The sequence below is a fragment of the Lactobacillus melliventris genome (genome assembly GCF_042679465.1).
Taxonomy (GTDB): domain Bacteria; phylum Bacillota; class Bacilli; order Lactobacillales; family Lactobacillaceae; genus Lactobacillus; species Lactobacillus melliventris.
Map to the genome: position 1 here is coordinate 92,375 of NZ_JBHTMT010000001.1, position 23,765 is coordinate 116,139.

Sequence of the window (23,765 nt, forward strand, 5' to 3'; positions counted from 1 at the left end):
TAATGAATCAGCGACAAAACCTGAAAAGTTGTTACATAACCGTCAGTATATTGGCCGTCCTTTTACTAGTCTTTTTAATTGAAACGGCTATTGGTGGTTCAGAAAATATTTATGTTTTAATGAAAATGGGAGCCATGAAAAATGATGCCGTTGTCATAGGTAATCAGTGGTGGCGTCTATTTACGGCTCAATTTTTGCATATGGGAATTATGCATCTGGTCTCTAACGCGGTTATGATCTATTATCTTGGAATGTACATGGAAACCATTATTGGTCATTGGCGCTTTTTAATAATATATCTTCTTTCTGGTATAGGGGGTAACTTATTAAGCTTAGCCTGGGGCAATGATAATGCTATTAGTGCTGGCGCTTCAACGGCCTTATTTGGATTATTTGGTGCTATGACGGCAATTGCTTTGCAGAATCGGGCCAACCCTATATTGGTTTACCTTGGCAAACAATCATTTTGGCTGGCTTTAATTAATATAGTAATTGATTTGTTTGCACCTAATATTGATATACCTGGTCACATTGGCGGATTCGCTATGGGATTTTTAGTTGCAGTAATCCTGGGTGAAAAAACGTTAAGGCAATACTCAGTTAAAAAACGAGTTATCGCTCTTTGTTTACTAATTATTTATTGTGTAGCAACTGTCAGGATGGGCATGGTAATCAATTTATAATGAAAACTTTGTATGATGTGCAGCAACTTCTTGAAAAATATGGTATTTTTGTTCATGTCGGCAAAAGAATCTGGGATATTGAGTTGATGGCACTTGAACTTGACAACATTAACCATTCACACTTAATTGACCAGCATGATTATTTAGTCGCTAAATTAATATTGCGACGTGAATATGAGTATGAAGAGCGCCACAATAAAGATAAGCATAAATATTAGATTGTTTATGTGCAGCAGTTTTTAAAATTTTAGTGGGAGAAATACAACTTATGTCATCTTTTTTACTTATTCTAGACGTAGTTTTAATTGTTATCATATTAGCTTTTGTGGCAGTTTGGCTATGGAATAAAATACAAACTAAACGCTTGGGTAATGGAGATTTAACCAACGAAGAATTTAATAAAGGAATGCGTAAAGCGCAAGTGGTAGATTTACGTGAAAAAGCTCCTTTTAAACGAAAACATATTGATGGGGCCAGAAACTTGCCTTACACAATGCTTAAATACCAATATACTGAATTGAGAGCAGATTTACCTGTTTATTTGTACTCCGACTCTTTATCAGTTACTTTACGTGCTGCCAGATTTTTACAAAAAAAGCATTTTTCTTCAATTAAATGGTTGAAGAATGGTTTTGATGAGTGGGATGGACGCACCAAGAAATCTAAATATTAAATAAAAAACATGTTTGTTGCACTGACCAAACGTGTTTTTTCTATGTTATTCATGAATGAGAATGTGATTATGCAAAAAGTTTTAGCTCTCGTCGGGCCGACAGCTATTGGTAAAACTGCTTTGGCAATTGAGCTTGCTCAGAAAATTAACGCTGAAATAATTTCAGGTGATTCCATGCAGGTCTACAGAGAGGTCGGAATTGGAACCGCTAAGGCAACTCCTACAGAACAAAAATTAGTACCCCATTATTTGGTCGACACTCAAACAATTTTTAAACCTTATTCAGTAGTTGATTTTGTCACGCAAGCAGAAAAAGCTATTGAGCAAATAGTGCAGAAAAATAAAGTGCCATTGTTGGTTGGCGGCACGGGCTTTTACGTTAATGCTTTGCTTAATAAAATGCAATTAGGTGAGCCGAGTAAAGAAAGTGCAGCTATATCAGATAAATGGCAGGACTATTTAAATAAAACTGATCAGGCGGAGCTTTGGCGAGAACTAAAAAAACGCGATCCAGTAGCTGCTCAAAAAATTCCGTTAAACAATTCACGTAGAGTTCTAAGAGCTTTAACGGTAATTGATCGTACAGGACATAAGTTTTCAGAACAACAGGACAAAATTGAGCCGCGATACCAGTATTTTATTATTGGATTGAATTCTGCACGCTCAGAAATTTACTCTAGGATTAATAAACGTGTTGAACAAATGATGGACGAGGGCTTACTCGACGAGGCTCGTTTTATCTATCAAAATCGTGATAAAGAATATACTATCTTACAGGCTATTGGCTATAAGGAATTTTTCCCTTATTTTGCTGGTCAGGATAATCTGGAAAATTGTATTAAAAATTTAAAAAGAGCTTCAAGAAGATATGCTAAAAGACAGCTGACGTATTTTCACCACCAGTTACCCGTTTACTGGTTTGATCCTTTAGCTGATGAAAATTGTTTGCAAGAGATTTTACAGAAAGTTGAGGAATGGTTAAATGAATAATTGGCCAAAAGAATTACAAGAAATTGTAGCTGATATTGATAAAAAGATTGAGCCGCAGCTGGCAAAAATTGAGCAAAATATTCTTTTTAATCAAAATAAAGTTCTGCAGGCTTTTAAAGACAAGGCTGTTGCAGAATCAGACTTGATTGGCAGTACCGGTTATGGTTCAGATGACAGCGGACGAGATAAACTTGATCGTATTTACGCCCAAATATTTCATACGGAAGATGCTTTAGTACGTTCACAATTTGTTTCTGGCACTCACACTTTGGCTACAGCCATGGCTGGTAATTTACTGCCAGGAGATGAATTAACGTACTTAACCGGTATGCCTTATGACACTTTGCAACAAGTTATCGGAATTGCCGGTAATGGCAGAGGTAGTTTAAAAGCATATGGAGTAAAATTCTCTCACGTTGATTTATTACCTGATGGCAGCGTAGATTTTGTTTCAGCCCGCAAATTACTTGCAGATCATCAACCTAAAATGGTAGTCATCCAGCGTTCACGTGGTTATAATACTAGGCCTAGCTTCACTGTAAGTAAGATTAAGCCGATGATTGCTATGATTAGGGAGGTTTCACCTAAGAGCATTATTTTTGTTGATAATTGTTATGGGGAATTTTCAGAAAAACATGAACCTACAGAATATGGTGCTGATTTAATGGCAGGCTCTTTAATCAAAAATGCTGGTGGTGGCCTGGCTAAAATTGGTGGTTATGTTGTTGGTAAACACGAATTAATTGAAAACACAGCGGTCCGTCTTACAGCTGGCGGAATAGGTAGAGAAGAAGGTGCCAGCTTAAATAACAATTTAGATTATTTTGAAGGCTTGTTTATATCTCCGAGCGTTACTGGCAATGCCATTAAGGGTGCAATTTATGCGTCTGCACTTTTAGAAAAGATGGGCTTAGAAGTTTCTCCTAAATGGAATGAAGACAGAACCGACTTAATTCAGACTGTTATTTTTCATAATAAAGATAAAATGATCAGGTTCGCTAAAGCTTTACAGGAAAACTCGCCCATTAATTCATTTGTGGATCCGATACCAAGTAATGACACCGGTTATGAGGATCAGGTAATCATGGCAGATGGATCCTTCGTTGAGGGTGCCAGCATTGAATTTTCAGGAGATGGCCCAATCAGGCCACCATATGCTTTATATATGCAAGGTGGATTGACCTATGCCCATGTGAAAATAGCGATTACTAATGCAGTTAACGAATTATTTTTCAAAACAAATAATAGATAATCATAAATGTAAAGTAAAACTTTGGTAAAGTTTTAATATTTTGTGTTAGACCACTTTACAATGATTTAATCATTTGCTAATCTTATATCTAGTTTTAAATGAGGAATATAATTCCGATTAAGACTATACCAATTATTGTATGATTTTTTAGGTGGAGAAGCATGACAAAGAAAATTTCAGCAGATGACATCAGAAAAAGTGTAGCAGAAGAAGATGTCAGATTTATTAGACTAGCTTTTACAGATATTAACGGAACTCTTAAAGCAGTTGAAGTTCCAAATAGTCAGCTAGACAAAGTTTTGAGTAATGATGTCCGCTTTGATGGTTCTTCAATCGACGGATTTGTTCGTTTGGAAGAAAGTGATATGATATTATATCCTGATTTTTCCACTTGGTCCGTTTTACCTTGGGATGACAGCACAGGTGGTAAAATTGGCTGTTTAACCTGTTCGGTTCATACCACAGATGGTAAACCTTTTGCTGGAGATCCACGTAATAATCTCAAAAGAATCATTGGCCAAATGAAGGAAATGGGTTTTACGGCTTTTGACATCGGGTTTGAAGCGGAATTTCATTTACTTAAACTTGATCAAAACGGCAACTGGACGACAGAAGTTCCTGACCATGCCTCATATTTTGATTTAACTTCAAATGATGAAAGTGCGAGCTGCCGTCGAGATATTGTTGAAACTTTAGAGAGTATCGGCTTTGAAGTAGAAGCTGCTCACCATGAAGTTGGAGACGGTCAGCAGGAAATTGACTTTAGGTTTGATGATGCTTTAACAACGGCCGACCGTGTTCAAACTTTTAAAATGATCGTACGAGAGATTGCTAAGCGGCATGGCTTGTTTGCGACATTTATGGCTAAGCCCTTACAAGGCCAAGCAGGAAATGGCATGCACACTAATATGTCATTATTTAAGGGTAATAAAAACGCCTTTTATGATGAAAACAACGAGTATCATTTGTCAAAAACGGCTTTGTACTTCTTAAATGGTATTTTGGAACATGCTCGTGCAATTACAGCTGTCGGTAACCCCACTGTTAATTCTTATAAACGTTTAATTCCTGGTTTTGAGGCACCGGTATATATTTCTTGGGCTTCAAAGAATCGTTCACCAATGGTTCGAGTACCGGCTGCTGGTGAATTGAATACTCGTCTTGAAATGCGTTCAGCTGATCCTACTGCCAACCCATATTTGCTTTTGGCTGCTTGCTTAAGTGCTGGTATGGCAGGAATTAAGGAAGAAAAAATGCCGATGGAACCAATTACTTGCAATTTATTTACTTTAAGTGAAAAGCAACGTAATGAAATGGGGATTAAACCATTGCCTTCGACTTTGCATAATGCCCTTAAAGCATTTAAGAAAGACAAGTTAATTCAAGACGCTTTAGGAGAACATTTAACTCAAAGCTTTATTGATTCTAAAGAATTGGAATGGTCCCAATATACTCAAACGGTTTCTGACTGGGAAAGAAATCGTTATATGGGTTACTAAACTAACTTGCTCTAGTATAGAAACTATTTCTGAATCTGGGTAATAAATTAATTAAAGATCTTTATGTCAAGCTATGGTTAGCTTGGCATTTTTGTTTTGACAGTTTTTATAAGCAACCTGCTTAGCGGATGAATAAAAAAGCTAATAAACTAGCATTAAACGCAAAATAATATATTCATTATAAACTGTTGGAAAAAACAAATGAATTTAAGTGATAAAATAAATGAGTTGGGTTTTAAGTATAAGAGGTAAAAATGGTAAAAAGAAAACGAATATATACTAAAGACGTAATATTAGTTATGGCAGCTTCGTTCTTTTTTATGTTTAGTACGATGTTTGTAAATCCTTTAATCAATGGTTACGCCAAAAGTTTAGGTGCTAGTAGTACTTTTGCGGGGATAATTGTGGGAATTATGAGTATTGCTGCGATGTTTTTGCGCCCGATTGCTGGTAATTTAACGGATAGATTTTCCAAATATCGTTTATCCTTGGTTGGGGGAGTTTTAATAGTAGTCGGAGTAATTGGCTATGTGTTGGCGCCTACAAGCAATTGGCTACTTCTTTTTCGTTTAATTAATGGTTCGGGCTACGTTCTTTGCACCGTTTGTATGACTACCTGGCTTGCTTTTTTGGTACCGCGTGCTCATGTCGGTCAAGCGATGGGATTTTATGGCTTGATGAATGCCCTAGCCATGGCTATTGCTCCAGCGCTAGCAATTAATATTTATCAAAAAACCGGGTATCGGTTAGCAATTATTGCTTCCGGCATTTCTGCATGTTTAATGGTCATTATGATTCAGTTTGTAGGAAATAAGGCAAAACCGCAAAATATTAATAAATCTCAAGCACAGAATTCATTACTGCACATTAAAATTATTCAAAAAAATGTATTGCCCATAGCAATGCTTACTACCTTATTTGCTTTTCCTTATTTCGCCACTCAGGCAGACCTTGTAACTTATGCTGAAGAGCAGCATCTTAATATAAATGTGGGCTCGTACTTTCTAATATATGCCGTAGTATTATTGCTTATTAGAATTACACTTAAAAATCTGTTTGATACTGTCAAATTCGGTACATGGTTTTGGGTGAGTGTTGCAGCTACTTTGATATATCTTATTTTATTGGCCACAATGAAAAATAATTTTTTAATGGGTCTGGCGGCTGCTTTTATGGCAGTAGGATATGGTTTAATGTATTCTGTTTTGCAGTCAACTGCAATGCTTTTGGCACCAATTAGTGAGCAGGGCCTAGCAAGTAGTACATTTTACTTGGGGCTAGATATTGGTATGGCTTTTGGACCGATAATCATGGGCTTTGTGAATGATATGCTACCAGCTGAATATTTTTATTTGGTGCAATTAATTTTAATACCATTTATGATATTGATCTATTTACATTACCGTACTCGTCTAAACAGTGCAATTAGGCATCATTAAGTTAAATTTTGAATAAAAAGAAACTGACTAAGCTTGTTTTTTGTGCAAACTTAGCCAGTTTTTAATGCATGTTAAAATATTGAAACTACTTTTTACTGAAACTTTTCACCCCATGCCCACGGGTCTTCATGCCAAGTTTTTAAATCTTCGTATTCATTAGCATTTATATAATTCATTTCTTTTTCTTTTTGCAGCAGTTCTGGGTATGTTAATAGCGGACTATAATCAACACCGGCTTGAGCAAAATTAGCTGTGGTATCCTTTAAATAATAGGTGAATATTGAGCTTACCCCGATCACATGACCACCCTCTTTTTCAGTGGCTTTCACTGCGTTAATAACTGATCCACCGGTGGTAATTAAATCATCAATTAGAACAATCCGATCATTTTCAGTAAAAAGACCTTCGATTTGCTTACCCTTACCGTGATCTTTGGGCTTTGGCCGTACATAAATCATTGGTAATTTTAATTTAGCAGCAACCCACGCAGCATGAGGAATGCCAGCCGTCGCAACCCCGCCAATGATACTTACATCTGGATACTTTTCTTTAATAAGAGCTGCTAAATCTGAGGCAATCCAGTCGCGTAAATCTGGATAAGATACAGTTAATCTCAGATCTGTATAAACAGGTGATAACATTCCACTTGCATAAGTGTAAGGCTTGTTAGGGGATATTGTAATAATCTTCTTTTCAACTAACTTGTTAATGATTTGATCTTGATACATTATTCAAACTCCTTTTTAATTTCATGATATATTTGAGCAGGATTTTTTGCCTGGGTAATCGGACGACCAACTACAATTGCGCTGGAGCCAAATTCTTTGGCTTTCTGTGGAGTTGCAATCCGCTTTTGATCATCGTTAGATTTATTAGTTAATCTAATTCCCGGTGTAACATATAAAAAATCAGAACCAAAGTGCTTTCTTAGATTTTTGACCTCAAGTGGTGAACAAATCACGCCATCAGCTCCGGCCTTTTTTGCGGTTTGGGCTAAGCTGACAACTTGTTCAGGCATTGACAAAGAACAATTTTGCTCAGTAGACAAGACTTTTGCAGTAATTGAAGTTAGTTCTGTTACTGCTAGTAACTTTGGCACCTCACTACCTTGAACTGTGCCATCTTTTAAACCGTTCTTGGCGGCAGTAATCATTTCACTGCCCCCTAAAGCATGAATGGTTGTGCAGTAGACACCTAGATGCGCTATCTGTCTTGCAGCTTGGTATACCGTGTTTGGAATATCATGTAATTTAAGGTCTAAAAAAATGTGGTAACCTTGTTTTACCAGGCTGGTAACTAAATCTGCGCCATAATGATAATAAAGTTCCATCCCGATTTTGAGGTAGGTTTCTTCAGGCCGACCCAGATTTGCCAGTAAATTTTGCACTTCTTTTTGGTTATCATAGTCCAAAGCCACAAATACTGCTTTTTTCATTAAAAACCTCCACGAAAAAAAAGCCTATTTTGGTACGAGAGTGCATCAAAATAGACTAGCTAAAATTTGCGTCATGTTTTCAACTTGCGGTCTCTCTGTACCGTTTAAAGTTTATCATTATTGAGATTACCATTTTTATTTAAAAAATACAACCAAATTTTATTTTGAAATGGTGAAAAAATTGTGTAAAATATAGCCAAAATAATTGTACTGACAGAGAGCTTACATTTTGGGAGGATAAAATGACCAATATTAGTGTTAAATTACCCGGACTTAACTTAAAGAACCCGGTAATGCCGGCGAGTGGCACATTCGGATTTGGTGACGTACCAGCAGCAAAAAAATTTGACTTGAATGAGTTAGGGGCGCTAGTTATTAAAACGACTACCCCGAAAGCTCGTTTAGGTAATCCGCAACCGCAGATCGCGGTTGTAGATAAGGGCGTTTTAAATTCGGTTGGATTGACCAATCCAGGAGTAGATAATGTTATTGGTAATAAATTACCAGCAATCAAAAAACAATATCCCCAACTTCCTTTGATTGCCAGTGTCGGTGGTGAAAGTAAAGAAGGCTATATTGAAGTTGCGCAAAAACTATCGCAGTCCAAAATGGTTGATGCCCTGGAAATTAATGTCTCTTGTCCTAATGTTGCTCAAGGTGGAATGACCTTTGGAGTTCATCCCGAATTAGTTGCGGAATTAACTGCTGCTATAAAACAGGTTGTTAACTTGCCTATTTTTGTCAAGTTAACACCAAATGTAACGGATATAACTGCAATTGCACAAGCTGCTGAAGCAGGCGGTGCGGATGGCTTATCACTGATCAATACGATAACCGGAATGCGCATTAACATTGAAACGCGTAAACCTCTTTTGGGAAATAATTATGGCGGTTATTCTGGTCCCGCTGTTAAACCAATTGCCTTATACCAGATTAATCAGGTAAGAAAAAATACCCAGTTGCCCATCATTGGTATGGGTGGCATTAGCTCAGCCGAAGATGTAGTGGAATTTATGCTGGCTGGCGCTAACGCAGTAGAAGTAGGTAGTGCGCATTTTAAAGACCCTTTGGCTTGCCCGCATATTGCACACCAATTGCCGCAGCTTTTAGAGAAACTCGGAGTCAAAGATATCAATGAACTGGTAGGACAGGTTGAATTCAATTAATAAACCCGACTTGTCAATATGCAGCTTTACTATTGACAACTATTGCTTTAGCAAGTATATTTAAATAGATGTCCTTTTAAGTTAGTCCCGAGAGGCTAGTAAGGAAAGCTCAATTAAGTATTGACTTTTACGAAACGCTTAGTCTCAGGCAGATTAAGTGTTTTTTTATGGGCAAAGCACTAGTAGGAGAAAAAAGATGACAAAAGAAATTTGGGACGCATCTGCAATGAAAAGAGCGCTAACCAGAATTACTTATGAAATTATTGAGCGCAATAAAGGTACTGAGAATTTAGTTCTTATAGGAATTAAAACTCGTGGCGTTTATTTAGCTCAACGAATTCATGATCGAATTGAAAAACTTGAAGGTGTTGATGTACCGCTAGGTCAGCTTGATATTACCTTATATCGTGATGATCGTCATGATGCATCATTGAAGCTGGATCCTGTTGTTAATTCTAAAGAATTAGGTGTTGAAATTAGTAATAAGCACGTAATTTTAGTTGATGACGTGATTTTTACCGGTCGAACGATTAGAGCAGCGATGGATGCTTTGATGGACAAAGGCAGACCTAGTTCCATTGCTGTTGCTGCTTTGGTTGATCGCGGTCACCGTGAACTGCCAATTCGAGCAGACTTTGTTGGTAAAAATGTTCCAACTTCTTCACATGAAGAAATTGCAGTCCATGTAGAAGAAATTGATAATAAAGACAATGTAGAATTAAAACCATTGCCGCAATAAGAAATCAATTCAACCGTTTAATTGGCTCCAGAGAGGGTCAGAAGGGTTTGAGTTTATTTTGTTGAGTCATCGACTGAACTAGAGACCCTTTTGTAAACCTGGAGCTAAAAAGCTTCAGGTTTATTTTTGTGGAAAGAGTAAAAAATGAAAAATAGCAATTTTGTAACCTTAAAATCATTTGTCAGTGTCGAAAATTTAACTGTAGCAGAAGTAGGGGCGCTTATCGAGCGCGCAGAATATTTTAAAAATGGTGGAGCGCGCCCGCATTTAACTCAACCGGTTTATGTTACTAATATGTTTTTCGAAAATTCGAGTAGAACACATACCAGTTTTGAAATGGCGGAAAGAAAATTAGGTTTGACAGTCATTCCCTTTGATGCTGCTCATAGTTCAACCCAAAAGGGTGAAACTCTGTATGATACTTCTTTAATTATGGCAGCACTGGGAATTGACCTTGAGGTTATCAGACATTCGGAAAATGAATATTATGAGAAATTAATATATCCAAATAAAAACCAACACCTTAATATTGGTGTGATAAATGCTGGTGATGGTAGCGGTCAGCATCCTTCACAGTGTTTACTTGATATGATGACAATCCACGAACATTTTGGTCATTTTAAAGATCTCAAGGTAGCCATAGTAGGAGATATTACTAATTCAAGAGTAGCTAAAAGTAACATGGAACTTTTAACCAGGTTAGGAGCAAAGGTATATTTCTCAGGTCCTGATTATTGGTATGACAAACAATATGACAAATATGGTGAATATCTGCCGATAGATGAATTAGTTGCTCAAATGGATGTAATGATGTTGTTGCGGGTGCAGCATGAAAGACATGCAGGAGATCCTAACGAAGCCAAATTTGATGCTAAAAAATATCATGACAAATACGGAATTAATCAGAAACGCTATAACGCTATGAAAGATGATGCCATTATTATGCATCCAGGTCCAATTAACCATGATGTTGAGCTTAGTGGCAATTTGGTCGAAGCTCCAAAGTGTAGGTTCGTGCGTCAAATGGAAAATGGGGTCTTTATGAGAATGGCAATGATTGAAGCTGTTATGCGGGGACGCAATTTAGGAGGATTATCCTAATGGCAACAGTTATTAAAAATGGTTACATATACACTGGCGGAGAAATAGTCCATAGCGACCTTTTAATCAAAAATGGTATGATTGCCGCAATTGGCAAAAATTTAACAGCTGAAAAAGAGATTAATGCACAAGAAAAACTGGTTAGCCCTGGTCTAGTTGATGTTCACGTTCATTATCGGGATCCTGGCCAAACTGAAAAAGAAGACGTCCGAACTGGCTCATTGGCAGCAGCACATGGCGGTTTTACTACAGTCTGTGCAATGCCTAATGTAGACCCCGTTCCTAATACTCCTGATTTACTGGCAAAAATGATCCAGAATAATCACAAAGCTGGTTTAGTCCATATTTTGCAATACGCACCCATCACAGTTGATGAGGATAGTAAAGAAATTCCTGATTATGCTGGGTTAAAAAAGGCTGGTTGTGTTGCGCTAAGTAATGATGGTAAAGGAGTGCAGGATGCGCAAACTATGTTTTTGGCAATGCAAAAAGCTAGAAAAAATAATTTGCTGATAGCTGAGCACGCTCAGGATGATTCTCTTTTTAATCATGGCGTTATGAATGATGGGCCAACAGCGCGGCTACTTAAACAGGAGCCAATTACTGAGCTGGCAGAGACTACTCAAATTGCGCGTGATCTTTTATTGGCAGAAAAGACTGGGGTTCACTACCACGTTTGTCACGTTTCCACTAAAACAAGTGTTGAATTAATTAGAATTGCTAAAAGTCATGGTATTAATGTTACCTGTGAAGTGGCACCTCATCATCTTTTATTGGGGGAAGAAAATATCAGTAAAGACGATAGCAATTTCAAGATGAACCCACCTTTAAGAACCAGGGAAGATCAAAAAGCACTAATAGCGGGATTACTGGACGGTACGATTGACATGATTGCGACTGATCATGCACCACATACTGCAAAGGATAAACAAGGTGGCTTCAAAAATGCTGCGTTTGGTATTGTAGGCAGCGAAACAGCCTTTAGTGAGCTTTACACCAAATTTGTCAAAACTGGTACTTTCACATTACAGCAGTTATTAAATTGGTTGACATTCGCTCCAGCCAAGGCCTTTGGTCTTAAAAAGGCAGGAAGAATAGCAATAAATCAACCAGCTGATATTGCCATTTTTAATCTTGAGCAAAAAGCAGCTATCAATAGTTCTGACTTCAAATCCAAAGCAAGAAACACTCCTTTTAATCAAGATTTAGTATTCGGTCAAACGGAATTAACAATGGTTGATGGCAAAATTGTTTTTCAAAAGGGAGGAAAGTAAATGAGATATTTAATTTTGGAAGATGGCAGCATTTTTGCAGGTGAAGGTTTTGGCGGAGATCGGGTAACCAAAGGTGAAGTCGTTTTTACCACTGGTATGACCGGTTATCAAGAAGCAATCACGGACCAGTCGTATGCCGATCAAATTCTGGTATTTACCAACCCATTAATTGGTAATTATGGCATTACGCTAGCTGATTATGAATCACTTGAACCGGGAATAAAAGGGGTGATTTGTCACCAAGTTGCGCGCTATCCCGACAACTGGCGCATGCAGACTACTCTGCCCGCTTTTCTTAAGAGCTTAAATATTCCGGGAATTCAGGGAATTGATACCAGAAAATTGGTTAAAAAACTGCGCGCGCACGGCACAATGAAGGGTCAAATCTGCGATTCTAAGGAAAATGCTGCTGCAATTGCTGCTGATTTAAGAGCAAATAAAAATACTGCAGGAGTAGTTAAGCGCGTTTCAACTGCAAAATCATATCCTGTGCCGGGTTCAAAACGTAATATTGTTGTTGTCGACTTTGGCTTGAAAAACAGTATTTTACGTGAACTTAGTAAGCGAGACTGCAATTGTATAGTTCTGCCTTACACGACTTCAGCTGCTAAAATTTTATCTTTGCAGCCAGATGGAGTGTTATTGTCAAATGGCCCCGGCGATCCGCTTGAAATGAAGGATGCAGCTAAAATGGTGCAGGAAGTTGAGCAGAAAATACCACTCATGGGTATTTGTATGGGGCATCAGGTTTTTGCTTTAGCCAATGGTGCTAAAACTTATAAAATGAAGTTCGGTCACCGCGGCTTTAATCATCCTGTACGTGAAATTGCTACTGGGAATATTGGATTTACCTCTCAAAATCATGGTTATGCTGTTAGTCGTGATTCAATTGATCCTGAAAATTTAATGGTAACTCATGTAGAAGTTAATGATGGGACCATTGAGGGTCTACGGCATAAAAAATATCCCGCTTTTTCAGTTCAATTTCACCCTGACAGTACCCCTGGTCCGCACGACGAGGAAGGGATTTTTGATTACTTTATGCAAATGATTGATCAAAGAAAGGACAATGAAAGTCATGCCTAAAAGAACTGATATAAAAAAGATAATGGTAATAGGTTCAGGTCCAATTATTATTGGTCAAGCAGCAGAATTCGATTATTCTGGAACACAAGCATGTTTGGCTTTACGTGAAGAAGGCTATGAAGTGGTTCTGGTTAATTCTAATCCTGCTACTATCATGACTGATACTACGATTGCTGACAAGGTTTATATTGAGCCGTTAACTGTTGAATCAGTTTCCCGCATTATTCGTAAGGAATACCCTGATGCAATATTGCCTACTTTAGGTGGTCAAGTTGGTTTGAATATGGCCTTATCGTTAGCTAAAAGCGGCATTCTAGACGAATTAAATATTGAACTGTTAGGAACAAAACTTGATTCAATTGAACAGGCCGAAGACAGAGAAAAATTCAAGGAACTTTGTCAAAAACTGGGTGAACCAGTTCCGCCTTCAACCAGTGTTAAAACAGTCCAAGAAGCTTTAGATTTCGGAGATAAGATTGGATATCCCATTATTGTCCGTCCCGCCTTCACTATGGGAGGAACCGGTGGTGGAATTTGTAATGATCGCGCTGAACTTGCAAAAATTGCCAAAAATGGCTTGGAACTGTCTCCGGTTACCGAATGTTTAATTGAACGGTCGATTGCTGGCTATAAAGAGATTGAATTTGAAGTAATGAGAGATCATGACGATAATGCCATGATTGTCTGCTGTATGGAAAACTTTGATCCTGTCGGTATTCATACCGGGGATTCAATTGTTTTCTCACCATCACAGACATTATCTGACAAAGAATATCAGATGTTGCGTGATTGCTCCTTAAAGCTTATTCGGGCACTAAAGATTGAGGGCGGCTGCAATGTTCAATTAGCCTTAGATCCAAATAGTTTTAATTATGATGTCATTGAAGTTAACCCCAGAGTTTCGCGTTCATCTGCCTTGGCTTCCAAAGCTACCGGCTATCCGATTGCCAAGATGGCAGCCAAAATTGCTGTGGGTCTGACTTTAGATGAAATTAAAAACCCAGTCACTGGTACTACTTTTGCAGAGTTTGAACCAGCATTGGACTATGTTGTCTGCAAGATACCACGCTGGCCTTTTGATAAATTTGCCAAAGCTAATCGCGAATTGGGTACGCAGATGAAAGCAACTGGGGAGGTTATGGCAATAGGAAGAACGGCTGAAGAAGCCTTTCAAAAAGCCGTTCGTTCCCTGGAAATCGATCAAAAAGATTTTTATTCAGTTGAAGCCCATAAAGCCAGTGATGAAGACCTCGAAAATAAACTGGTTAGAGCGCAGGATGATCGTCTTTTCTACTTAGCTGAAGCCTTCCGGCGGGGTTATTCAATGTCGGACTTGCATGAATTAACTAAAATTAATTTTTACTTTTTAGATATTGTTAAGCATATTGTCGATTTAGAAAAAGTTATTGCCGCAAATCCTGATGATCTAGAGGTCCTTAAAAATGCTAAAAAATATGGCTTTAGTGATCATACAGTCGCTAATTTGTGGCATGAAGATGAAGACAAAGTAAGAACTTTGCGCAAGCAAAATCATTTGCTGCCAGTATATAAAATGGTGGACACTTGTGCAGGTGAATTTGTTTCTCAAACTCCTTATTTTTATTCTACTTATGATACCGAAAATGAGAGTCAGAAAACTTCCAAGAAGTCAGTGTTGGTAGTTGGTTCAGGTCCAATTCGCATTGGCCAGGGTGTAGAATTTGATTATGCCACAGTTCACTGCGTTAAAGCCTTGCAAAAGATGGGTTATGAAGCTATTGTCATTAATTCAAATCCCGAAACTGTTTCAACTGATTTTTCCGTTTCTGACAAATTATATTTTGAGCCTTTAACTTTAGAAGATGTATTAAACGTCTGCGATTTAGAGCAGCCAGAAGGTGTAATTATTCAGTTTGGTGGTCAAACTTCAATCAATCTGGCCGCTGGTTTGGAAAAACATGGTGTCAAGATTTTAGGTACTAGCGTAGAAGATCTTAATCGAGCTGAAGATCGAGAATTATTTGATCAAGTAGTAAAAGAATTAGGTTTGAAGCAGCCGCAAGGAATCACCACTACCACACATGCTGGCGTTATTAAAGCAGCTGAGAAGCTGGGCTACCCAGTTTTAGTCAGACCAAGTTATGTATTAGGTGGAAAGGCAATGGAAATTGTTTACAACCAACCTGAACTTGAAGACTACTTGCACAACCATGTTGACATTGCCAGCAGTCATCCAATTTTGGTGGATGACTACCTCGATGGTCGAGAGTGTGATGTTGATGCTATTTGTGACGGAGAAGAAGTACTTATTCCTGGAATAATGGAGCATATTGAACATGCTGGCGTTCACTCTGGAGATTCTATGGCCGTCTACCCGGCTCAAACATTTTCACCTGCCATTAAGCAAAAAATCGCTGACATTACCAAAAAACTGGCTTTAAAGCTTAATTGCCGTGGAATAATGAATTTGCAGTTAATTGAGCGCGGTGGAGAAATTTATATTATTGAAGTTAATCCCCGTGCCAGTCGTACGGTGCCATTTTTAAGTAAAATTACCAGTATTGAAATGGCTCAGGTTGCTACTCGGGTAATTATGGGTGAAAGTCTAAAGGAGCAAGGCTATAAAGATGGTCTGGCACCAGAAACAAAAATGATTAGTGTTAAAGCACCAGTCTTCTCGTTTAGTAAACTTTCAGATGTTGATAGCTACTTAGGGCCGGAAATGAAATCAACTGGTGAAGTCATGGGCAGCGACTTGAGTTTTCCAAAAGCACTTTATAAGGCTTTTTCAGGAGCCAACATGCAAATACCAGACAGTGGCAACATTTTGTTAACCATTGAAGACCGCGATAAACAGGAAATATTACCAATTGCCAAAAGATTTGCCCAAATTGGTTATCGTATTTTTGCTACCAGTGGTACGGCTAGTTTCCTAAAACAAAATCATTTACCTATTACTCTGGTTGATAAGATTCATCAGCACAGTGAGACTAATATTTTAAATGAGTTTAAAAATGGGAAAATTGATTTGGTTATAAACACTATGGGACATGATTTGGCGAAAACTTCTGACGGCTTTATTATTCGTCAAGCTGCTATCCAGCAAAATATTCCTTTAATTACTAGCTTGGACACTGCCCGTGCACTTCTAACTGCCTTAGAAAACCGCTCGTTTTCTACAATAAGCATAAAATAAAATTTAATAAGCAAAAGAGCAACTGCGTAAACAACAGTTGCTCTTTTTGTACTTAAAAAGGTGCGTGCAGATAAATTTTATTTAATACTAAATTTAATAGCAGTTTCAGACAGATCTATTGTATAAGTAGTATTTTCAAGGGGTCTCTTGGTCATTCCCTGATCGGTTGAATAAATAATTAAGCAAAGTTTGCTGCCAACAGGCATTGTGTAGTATGTTGGCTGCAGCTTAAATTGTAAGTCATAAAATTCACCGACTTTAATACTACTTGGCTTTTTCATATCCGCGTAATTTTGCAAATTCATATGAGATTTGGTAATTAATTTAGCATGAGTCAGCTTATCCGGCATAAATTCTTGCAGGGAGTCTAATTGAAAATGAAAGCCTAATTCTTGGCCTCCTGGCATTAAGATTCTGGGAGTAGCTGTCAACCGTTTACGATCGCCGATTTCGACTAAAGCTACAGAAATTTGACCTCTGTTAAGACTGGATGCTACCCGCATTCTAATTTCTGGTCGACCAACTATTGTTACTGGATGAATAAATTCATCGGTCGTGAAGCGCAAACTTGCTTGAGCCCATTTCTTGTTGCCACAAATAAACTGGTATTGCCAGTCATTTTCTGAAATTTTGGCTTTTTTAAATTCGGTTCCGCCTACATCTGTGAAGGAAACTCTCTTTTCGCTACTTGTGTCCTTTGCTAATTCATTGTCATCAGCTGGGAAATAAACTGTTTCTTTTCCGCTGTCATTGCTCCAATCCTCTTCTTCATGCCACTTATCTGCTTTTAGATTGTCCTGAACTAAGACAGTTGGCCATTGCTGATATGCGTTGTTTTCAAGACCTAATAGTTCATGAACCAGCCACAAATTCATCAGGTCGGTAAAATCAATTGAAACTAAATTGTTCATGTTATAGTGGGGACCTTGATGCAAGAAAAGATGATGTTCTACAGGAAGATTTTTGACTTTTTGCCAAATTTTGTAAACATTTTTCGGCTTGACATTCCAATCATTGAGACCGTGGACACTAATCCAGGAACACTTAATATTATTGGTATGATGACGATAATTGCGTTTTTCCCAGAAATCAGAATACTGGCCGGTTTTACGATCAGCTTTGTCTAATAAAATCTTTTGCATTGCGTCAAATTTAGGTTTGATCTTTAAGTAGTCTCCTGCATCCCATAAGTTGGACTGACAAGTTTCTGCCAGCATGTCTAGGTCTTCTCCTTGACATTCTTCTGGCGCTATTACTAATCCATGCTCACGGTAATAATCATACCAGGAAGAAATGGCAGCTTCAGAAATAACCGTTTTTAAGCCGGCAACACCAGTAGTTGCAATAGCTATTTGCAAGGTTCCTAAATAAGACCGTCCTGTCATCCCAATCTTTTTGTTGCACCAGGTAGCTTTGGTTTCATGTTGTCTAGATCTATCAGTGTAAGCAATTCTGTCTCCGTGTAACCATTCTATTATTTCTTTTGCACTTTCGGTTTCTTCTGGTGCGCCGGTAATTCTAAGGCCATCACTGCCGCGGGTACCAATAGCGCCAGCAAAGACGCTGGCGAAGCCGCGAGCTAACATGTATTCGTTTAAACCGTAGGAAGATTTGCCAACGGCTTGTTCGACCGGCTTATATGACACAGTATCATCAGTGTTTGGCTTTTGAGCTTTAACAATAGCAGCAGCTTGATATTGCGGATTTTCCCATTCAGTCGCATCACTCAAATTCTCGTCAACGTTATGGTTACGCTTTTCATTATCAATGATACCGCCAAAATAGGGACTAGCTGTATATAATGCTGGTACCGGCATATTTTCACTTTCAACTGGTCGAAAAATGGTTGTTTGCAAGAGATCGCTCTTGCCGTCGCCATCAGTGTCAAGGTCACTTTCAACGTAAACTACTTCTCTGATTATTTTGCTGGTATCAAAAACTGGCATACTTTTGCCATTAAAAAAGAGAAACTTATTTTTGGTAAATTGGCTTTTGCGGTTATAAAAATAGCCTTCACCCGCCATCACATCAATTAAAAGCTGTCCGTTTTTAGCACGAGTATTTAGTAAACGATAAAAGGCGCGGATGAGTGCTTGCTGATCATGAATATCTGCAATATAGGGCAACGCCTGCTTTCTCATGAATTTTAGAGGATCTGCCAGTTGATAATCGTACCCAACGTGGTAACCTAAAAGTTGCAAGGCCACGTTATAGAATTGGGGAGACACTATTTTTACCGGATTGCCGTCTAAAAATTGCTTGAGTGTTTGTGTTTCTGATACAGCAAACTCGGCTAATTTTGCCTTTCGTGCTCCCGCATCATTGAGGTCGACTACTGCCACTGCATTTGCTGTGAGTTCAGCTAGCAGATCAGCAAAAGAAAGCTTTTCATAATCGGCTGGTAAAAATTTAATTTGTTGCAATTCTTTAACTTCTGTTTGGTAATCAGTTTTGACATAAGCGTATTGATTGTATTTCATAAAATTCTCCTTTTTGTATTATTTTACCTGTTATTAAGATCATTAGAAAGCCAGTTATTAAAATAAAAAAGAAAGAAGGTTTTAAAAAATCTTCTTCCTCTAATGTAAATCATAGCCAAACTTCTTGGTAGGTCTTTTCATTAAAACCGCAGGTCAGTTTTTCACCTTCAACCACCAATGGTCGTTTAATTAATTTACCATTTTTGGACATCATCTCTGCTGCTGCGGCAATTGACATATCAGCTACCTGATCTTTGAGATGCAGTTTGCGGTAGTCTTGTCCGTGCGTGTTGAAAAAATACTTTAACCCGCGATCCTGATGTTGGGTAAGCCAATTAATTAAGTCAGCTTTCTCGGGTGGTTGCTCTACCAAATCCTGAAAGTCAAATTTAACATTGTGCTCTGTTAACCATTTTTGAGCTGCTCTTGAAGTTGAGCAGCGCTTATAACCGTAAAATCTTATCATTTTCATGCTCTCCTTTGCTTAAATTATAGCAATGATGGCAAGCAAAAATACAATAATAAAAACATTTTTATAATTTAGGATGTATTATGTTAAACTCAGTGTATAGTTTTGAAATAAAATTTGGGAGTTGCAATTTTGCAAGAAATATTTGTTTATATTTATAATATTGCCTTTTTAGTTCTTTATTTATGGGTAATAAATGTTTCAGAATATGCTTATAAAACCACTAATAATGGTATTTTTTACTATGTGGGCCTGCTTTATGTAACGTTAATAATTGACAGTACGATAGCATTTTCATCAGATCTGCTAAAAGTCACTAATAGTAATTACCAGATTGATACCAAAGCCTTTTATTTAATTAGAATTTTAGCATTTATAATAGGGGGAATTTGTTATGTTAAATTGATGTCCAGCATGATAAATAAGAAACCCAAAATTTTATACTATATCCCTATTTTTGCTGTGTCCTTGTTAAATGTCGCTTTTGTGTTAAATTCTTATAGTGAACAAAATGCGGGAGTACTCCAAAGGAGTACCCAGGATGCTAGTATTTTATTTCTTTGCATAATTTATTTTTGTAACACTTTTAAATCAGATTCTAAAGGAAAAAATAGCAAGAAAAAATATTACGATCGAGCTGTAATATTGACTGCTATTTTTATGACGTTGTCATGCTTAGAAGGAATCTTATTTTTATTTTTGAACGATTTAAATCAAAATAGTTTTGTCATTTTAACCAGTTATATGAGAGTTATCGGTTTTAATGAAGATCTTTTTTCAATTATCCTGTCTTTATTAATTATTTGGTTTGCTAAAAGGGAAGAGGAAGAAGCAAATAAAAATAACTTAGAAATTTTAGTGCAGCAAAAAATGAATCAATATCAATCTATGCTTCACGAAAAGGAGAATGCTAGCGAAGAAAGTCAAGTTGTTGAATTCTGTAATTATTACAATATGACAAAAAGAGAATCAGAAATATTAAGGCTAGTCTTAAAAGGTAAGAAGAATCAGGAAATAGCTGATGAATTGTATATTTCTGTAGGAACGGTGAAAACACATATACACAGTATTTATAAAAAATTAGCTGTTGATCGCCGCAGTCAGTTAATGCATATTTTTATGGAATATAAAGAAAAATAAGCTAAAAATAATTGGCTAAATCTCAAATTAAGCAAAGAGACTGGGAAATCATGTTACTGGTGTGTGATTTTTCAGTCTTTTTTAGATTTCTCAATCATTTACAGCACCGTTTTTAGTCTTTTTGGCATCTACTACTAAAGTTTAGTTTTAAAAAATACTTAGTTGCAGCACATTTTACGCCTAAAATACAACAAAAGTTGATTGTAACTTTACTCTTTTTTGATTAACTTGATCCATGAATTAATCCATAAATGGATCAGACAGAAAAGGAGAAAAAGTTATGGAGAAACAAAAATTGCCTGCTTATCGCTGGGTGATTCTAACGATTGTTAGTTTGTTGTGTTTTATTGCTAATTATATTCAGTTTCAGGTTTCGGCGTTGGCCACAGTAATTATGCCTCAATTACATATTACGACTGCTGAGTTTTCGGCTCTCTTAATGGCGCCAATGCTAGTAGCCGTTGTGCTTAGTATTCCGGCTGGATCTTTAGGAGATAAATTTGGCTCTAAAAAGGTAATATCAGTGGGTTGTATTTTATCCATCATTGGTGCATTTGGCCGTTTTATTGCAGCGAATTTTGCCATGATGATGATAATGCTCTTATTATGCGGTATTTTTATTTCACTTTTAAATGCCAACTTAATTAAAGTTTTGGGTACCTGGTTTAAGCAGGATACGGATGCTGCCATGGGTGTATTCTACGCAGCTTCATGCTTGGGAATAACTTTGGCTCAAATCACTAGTTCATGGTTTCCGTCTGTTAATGCTGCTTACATGTTTTCATCTGTTTCATTATTAGTCTTAACTATTTGCTGGATAGTTTTTGTTCGTGATACTCCTAAAGGCGAATCATTGCCGCCAGCAGAACCGACAATGAAATATTTAAAAGTTGCTATTAAAAGTAAAAATACCTGGATTGTCTCAATTTGTGCTGGCTTAGGAATCGCCTCAACAACTGCTTATGCTGGTTTTTTACCGCAGGCGCTTAATTTAGGTCAACATATTAATAATTCGACAGCCGGAATTATGTCTTCTGTAGTTACTGTCGGTAGTTTCTTTGGCTCTTTAATTGGTCCAGCTTGGTGCAACAAGCTTGGTCGTTACAAGATGTTTTTGACCGTAACGACATTAATTGGTGCGATCGTAATGTACTTTACCTGGTATACACCAGCTGGTTTCTTTTTATGGGCCATGTTAGTAATTAATGGTTTCTTTACTGCAATTAGTGGACCAATAGTTCAAGCTATGCCAATACAATTTCCAGAAATAGGAGAGAAATATTCTGGTAGTGCTGGCGGAATAGTTGGTACAGTTTCAATGCTGATATCATATTTTATTCCAATCATTGTGTCCAAGATTGCTGGAAACGACTACGCTAAGAATCTAGGGATTGAGTCGTTAATTTTCGGATTATCGATACTATGTATATTGGCGTTGCCTGAAGTTGGTAGTAAAGCAAAAAATAAATAGAAAGGCAAGAAAAAATGGAAAAAGCAGATTTCGTTTTAAAAGGATCAGCTATTTTTACTGGTGCTGGTGATAAGCCAATATCTGGTTGCGTTTTAATCAAGGGAAATCGCATCTTGAAGATCGTGCCGTTAGATAGAATGACTGGTTATATCGATGAAAAAACCACCGTGATTAATTGTGGTGATCATTTGATTATGCCCGGCTTTAACGATTCTCATATGCACATTTCGCTAGGTTCTGTTCAAAATGATCCGGACTTTTGCATTCAAATGATGAACTGTAAGAGTGAGGAAGAATGTGTACAAATGGTTAAATCATTTGCTGATTCGCATCCTGATAATCCTTGGATATATGGTACAGGTTGGTATGCAGAAGTTTGGGATAATCCTCATACTCCCTCAAAAGAATCACTAGATGCTTTAAATTTAGACCGCCCAGTATGTTTAAATTCATTTGACCTTCACTCCGTCTGGTGCAATTCTATAGCTCTAGAGAAGATTGGTATTAAAAAAGATACGCCCAATCCCCAAGGTGGAATATATGGTCATGACGAACAGGGCGAACTAAATGGTATTCTATACGAACCACCAGCAACAAAAGCCATGATGGACGAGGTTTTAAATGTGCCAACACTGAAACAATCTTTGCTGAAATGTCTAAAGCACTTTCGTGAATTAGGTATCACTTCAGTTGCTGATGTCTATCCGTCAGGTCTAACGAATGACAATATCCCGGAAATATTTGATGAATTAGAACAATCTGGAGAATTAACTACCAGAATTACATCATTTCCATCCTTGACAGATATTGCTGGTGCGAAAGAACTGAAGAGAAAGTACCATACTAATAAGCATAGGGTTGCAGGTTTGAAACAAGTTCTTGACGGCGTGGTTGAAGCTCATACTGCCTTTTTGAGTAAAGAGTATGATAATGATCCTGGAAAATTTGGTGATACTTCTTTAACTCAGGATGAGCTCAACAAATATGTTCTAGCGGCCCAAAAGGAAGGGTTCCCTGTCAAAATACATACTATTGGTGATCAGGCAAGTACGATGGCCCTAAATGCATATGAATATGCCAAAAGTAAAATTGGCAAGTTAACTTTGCACAATTCCTTAGAACATATTGATATGATTAGACAAGACGACATTGACAGACTGAAGAGTTTAAATGTAATGTGTGCAGTTCAACCGCAACATTGCATTGGAGACTATATGAGTGGAGGATATTTGCCTTGTATTGGTAAAGAGAGGTTGTCACACACTTGGCCATACCGTGAAATACTTGATGCGGGAAGCCATTTGGCTTTTGGTTCAGATTTTCCCGCTGTATACTCTGTAAATCCAATTTGGACAATTTATGCGGCTGTAACGCGTTGTGAACCAAATGAAGGTAAACCAGATGGAGGTTATTTCCGAGAACATGCAATTACTCTGACTGAAGCTTTGCAGGCTCATACCAAGTGGTCAGCCTATGCTGAATCCTTCGAAAATGAACTGGGAACTTTGGAACCTGGTAAATTGGCCGATGTCATCGTATTAGATAGAAATCTATTTGACATTGATCCGCAAAAAATTCGTTTTGCCAAAGTTAACTTAACCTTTTCTGATGGTAAGTTGGTTTATAAGCGCGGTAAGTAAATTAAAACTAAAAAACTGATAGTTAGCGATTATGATTGATAACTATCAGTTTT

General features: G+C 37.5%; 20 protein-coding genes. 16 read left to right on the forward strand and 4 right to left on the reverse strand.

From position 1 onward, the window contains the following. Nucleotides 1–2: 2 nt before the first annotated feature. The 7 genes from ACFQ32_RS00475 (at nt 3) to ACFQ32_RS00505 (ending at nt 6,536) form a co-directional block, all read left to right on the forward strand. Entirely contained in the window at nt 3–683 is a 681-nt protein-coding gene (locus ACFQ32_RS00475; protein WP_046325096.1) for a rhomboid family intramembrane serine protease, read from the forward strand. Next, a complete protein-coding gene (locus ACFQ32_RS00480; protein ID WP_046325095.1) occupies nt 683–901 on the forward strand; it encodes a YqgQ family protein in 219 nt (72 codons plus the stop codon). The genes ACFQ32_RS00475 and ACFQ32_RS00480 overlap by 1 nt, the downstream gene beginning before the upstream one ends. A 50-nt stretch (nt 902–951) precedes the next feature. Beyond that, a complete protein-coding gene (locus tag ACFQ32_RS00485) occupies nt 952–1,356 on the forward strand; it encodes a rhodanese-like domain-containing protein (protein WP_046325094.1) in 405 nt (134 codons plus the stop codon). A 69-nt stretch (nt 1,357–1,425) separates the two neighbouring features. Further along, nucleotides 1,426–2,346 (forward strand): tRNA (adenosine(37)-N6)-dimethylallyltransferase MiaA, encoded by a 921-nt coding sequence (miaA, locus tag ACFQ32_RS00490; protein WP_046325093.1) that lies wholly within the window; start codon nt 1,426–1,428, stop codon nt 2,344–2,346. After that, nucleotides 2,339–3,598 (forward strand): methionine gamma-lyase family protein, encoded by a 1,260-nt coding sequence (locus tag ACFQ32_RS00495; RefSeq protein ID WP_046325092.1) that lies wholly within the window; start codon nt 2,339–2,341, stop codon nt 3,596–3,598. The genes miaA and ACFQ32_RS00495 overlap by 8 nt, the downstream gene beginning before the upstream one ends. 161 nt (nt 3,599–3,759) lie before the next feature. Next, complete coding sequence (gene glnA / locus ACFQ32_RS00500) at nt 3,760–5,097, forward strand: type I glutamate--ammonia ligase (protein WP_046325091.1); 1,338 nt, start codon at nt 3,760–3,762, stop codon at nt 5,095–5,097. A 254-nt stretch (nt 5,098–5,351) separates the two neighbouring features. Beyond that, nucleotides 5,352–6,536: an MFS transporter gene (locus ACFQ32_RS00505; RefSeq protein ID WP_046325090.1), complete on the forward strand. Its 1,185-nt coding sequence runs from the start codon at nt 5,352–5,354 to the stop codon at nt 6,534–6,536. Nucleotides 6,537–6,628: 92 nt separating this feature from the next. Here ACFQ32_RS00505 and pyrE read toward each other — a convergent pair whose 3' ends face one another. Then, on the reverse strand, nt 6,629–7,264 hold the full coding sequence (gene pyrE, locus ACFQ32_RS00510; RefSeq protein ID WP_046325089.1) for an orotate phosphoribosyltransferase: 636 nt from the start codon (nt 7,262–7,264) through the stop codon (nt 6,629–6,631). After that, complete coding sequence (gene pyrF / locus ACFQ32_RS00515) at nt 7,264–7,971, reverse strand: orotidine-5'-phosphate decarboxylase (RefSeq protein WP_046325088.1); 708 nt, start codon at nt 7,969–7,971, stop codon at nt 7,264–7,266. The genes pyrE and pyrF overlap by 1 nt, the downstream gene beginning before the upstream one ends. 242 nt (nt 7,972–8,213) lie before the next feature. Between pyrF and ACFQ32_RS00520 the strand changes: the two genes are divergently transcribed. From ACFQ32_RS00520 to carB, 6 genes are all read left to right on the forward strand, one after another. Next, nucleotides 8,214–9,137, forward strand: a complete 924-nt coding sequence (locus ACFQ32_RS00520) for a dihydroorotate dehydrogenase (RefSeq protein ID WP_046325087.1) — start codon at nt 8,214–8,216, stop codon at nt 9,135–9,137. A gap of 196 nt (nt 9,138–9,333) precedes the next feature. After that, the gene (gene pyrR, locus ACFQ32_RS00525) at nt 9,334–9,876 is read left to right on the forward strand and encodes a bifunctional pyr operon transcriptional regulator/uracil phosphoribosyltransferase PyrR (RefSeq protein ID WP_046325086.1); all 543 of its coding nucleotides are present in this window, start codon (nt 9,334–9,336) and stop codon (nt 9,874–9,876) included. 144 nt (nt 9,877–10,020) lie between these two features. Beyond that, entirely contained in the window at nt 10,021–10,977 is a 957-nt protein-coding gene (locus ACFQ32_RS00530; RefSeq protein ID WP_046325085.1) for an aspartate carbamoyltransferase catalytic subunit, read from the forward strand. Next, the gene (locus tag ACFQ32_RS00535) at nt 10,977–12,251 is read left to right on the forward strand and encodes a dihydroorotase (RefSeq protein WP_046325084.1); all 1,275 of its coding nucleotides are present in this window, start codon (nt 10,977–10,979) and stop codon (nt 12,249–12,251) included. The genes ACFQ32_RS00530 and ACFQ32_RS00535 overlap by 1 nt, the downstream gene beginning before the upstream one ends. After that, nucleotides 12,252–13,337, forward strand: a complete 1,086-nt coding sequence (locus ACFQ32_RS00540; protein WP_046325083.1) for a carbamoyl phosphate synthase small subunit — start codon at nt 12,252–12,254, stop codon at nt 13,335–13,337. Then, nucleotides 13,330–16,512 carry a carbamoyl-phosphate synthase large subunit gene (gene carB, locus ACFQ32_RS00545; protein ID WP_046325238.1) on the forward strand — a complete coding sequence of 1,061 codons (3,183 nt, stop codon included), beginning with the start codon at nt 13,330–13,332 and terminating at the stop codon, nt 16,510–16,512. Before ACFQ32_RS00540 ends, carB begins: the two co-directional genes overlap by 8 nt. 77 nt (nt 16,513–16,589) lie before the next feature. On the opposite strand, the gene ACFQ32_RS00550 is transcribed toward carB, so the two are convergent. Both ACFQ32_RS00550 and ACFQ32_RS00555 read right to left on the reverse strand, forming a co-directional pair. Continuing rightward, nucleotides 16,590–18,992 carry a Xaa-Pro dipeptidyl-peptidase gene (locus ACFQ32_RS00550; RefSeq protein ID WP_046325082.1) on the reverse strand — a complete coding sequence of 801 codons (2,403 nt, stop codon included), beginning with the start codon at nt 18,990–18,992 and terminating at the stop codon, nt 16,590–16,592. Between the two features lie 109 nt (nt 18,993–19,101). Further along, nucleotides 19,102–19,458: an arsenate reductase family protein gene (locus ACFQ32_RS00555; protein ID WP_046325081.1), complete on the reverse strand. Its 357-nt coding sequence runs from the start codon at nt 19,456–19,458 to the stop codon at nt 19,102–19,104. Nucleotides 19,459–19,593: 135 nt separating this feature from the next. Between ACFQ32_RS00555 and ACFQ32_RS00560 the strand changes: the two genes are divergently transcribed. The 3 genes from ACFQ32_RS00560 (at nt 19,594) to ACFQ32_RS00570 (ending at nt 23,712) form a co-directional block, all read left to right on the forward strand. After that, entirely contained in the window at nt 19,594–20,601 is a 1,008-nt protein-coding gene (locus tag ACFQ32_RS00560) for a LuxR C-terminal-related transcriptional regulator (RefSeq protein ID WP_052724655.1), read from the forward strand. A 280-nt stretch (nt 20,602–20,881) separates the two neighbouring features. Beyond that, the gene (locus ACFQ32_RS00565; protein WP_046325080.1) at nt 20,882–22,072 is read left to right on the forward strand and encodes an MFS transporter; all 1,191 of its coding nucleotides are present in this window, start codon (nt 20,882–20,884) and stop codon (nt 22,070–22,072) included. Between the two features lie 14 nt (nt 22,073–22,086). Next, nucleotides 22,087–23,712: an amidohydrolase gene (locus ACFQ32_RS00570; protein ID WP_046325079.1), complete on the forward strand. Its 1,626-nt coding sequence runs from the start codon at nt 22,087–22,089 to the stop codon at nt 23,710–23,712. Nucleotides 23,713–23,765 lie beyond the last annotated feature (53 nt).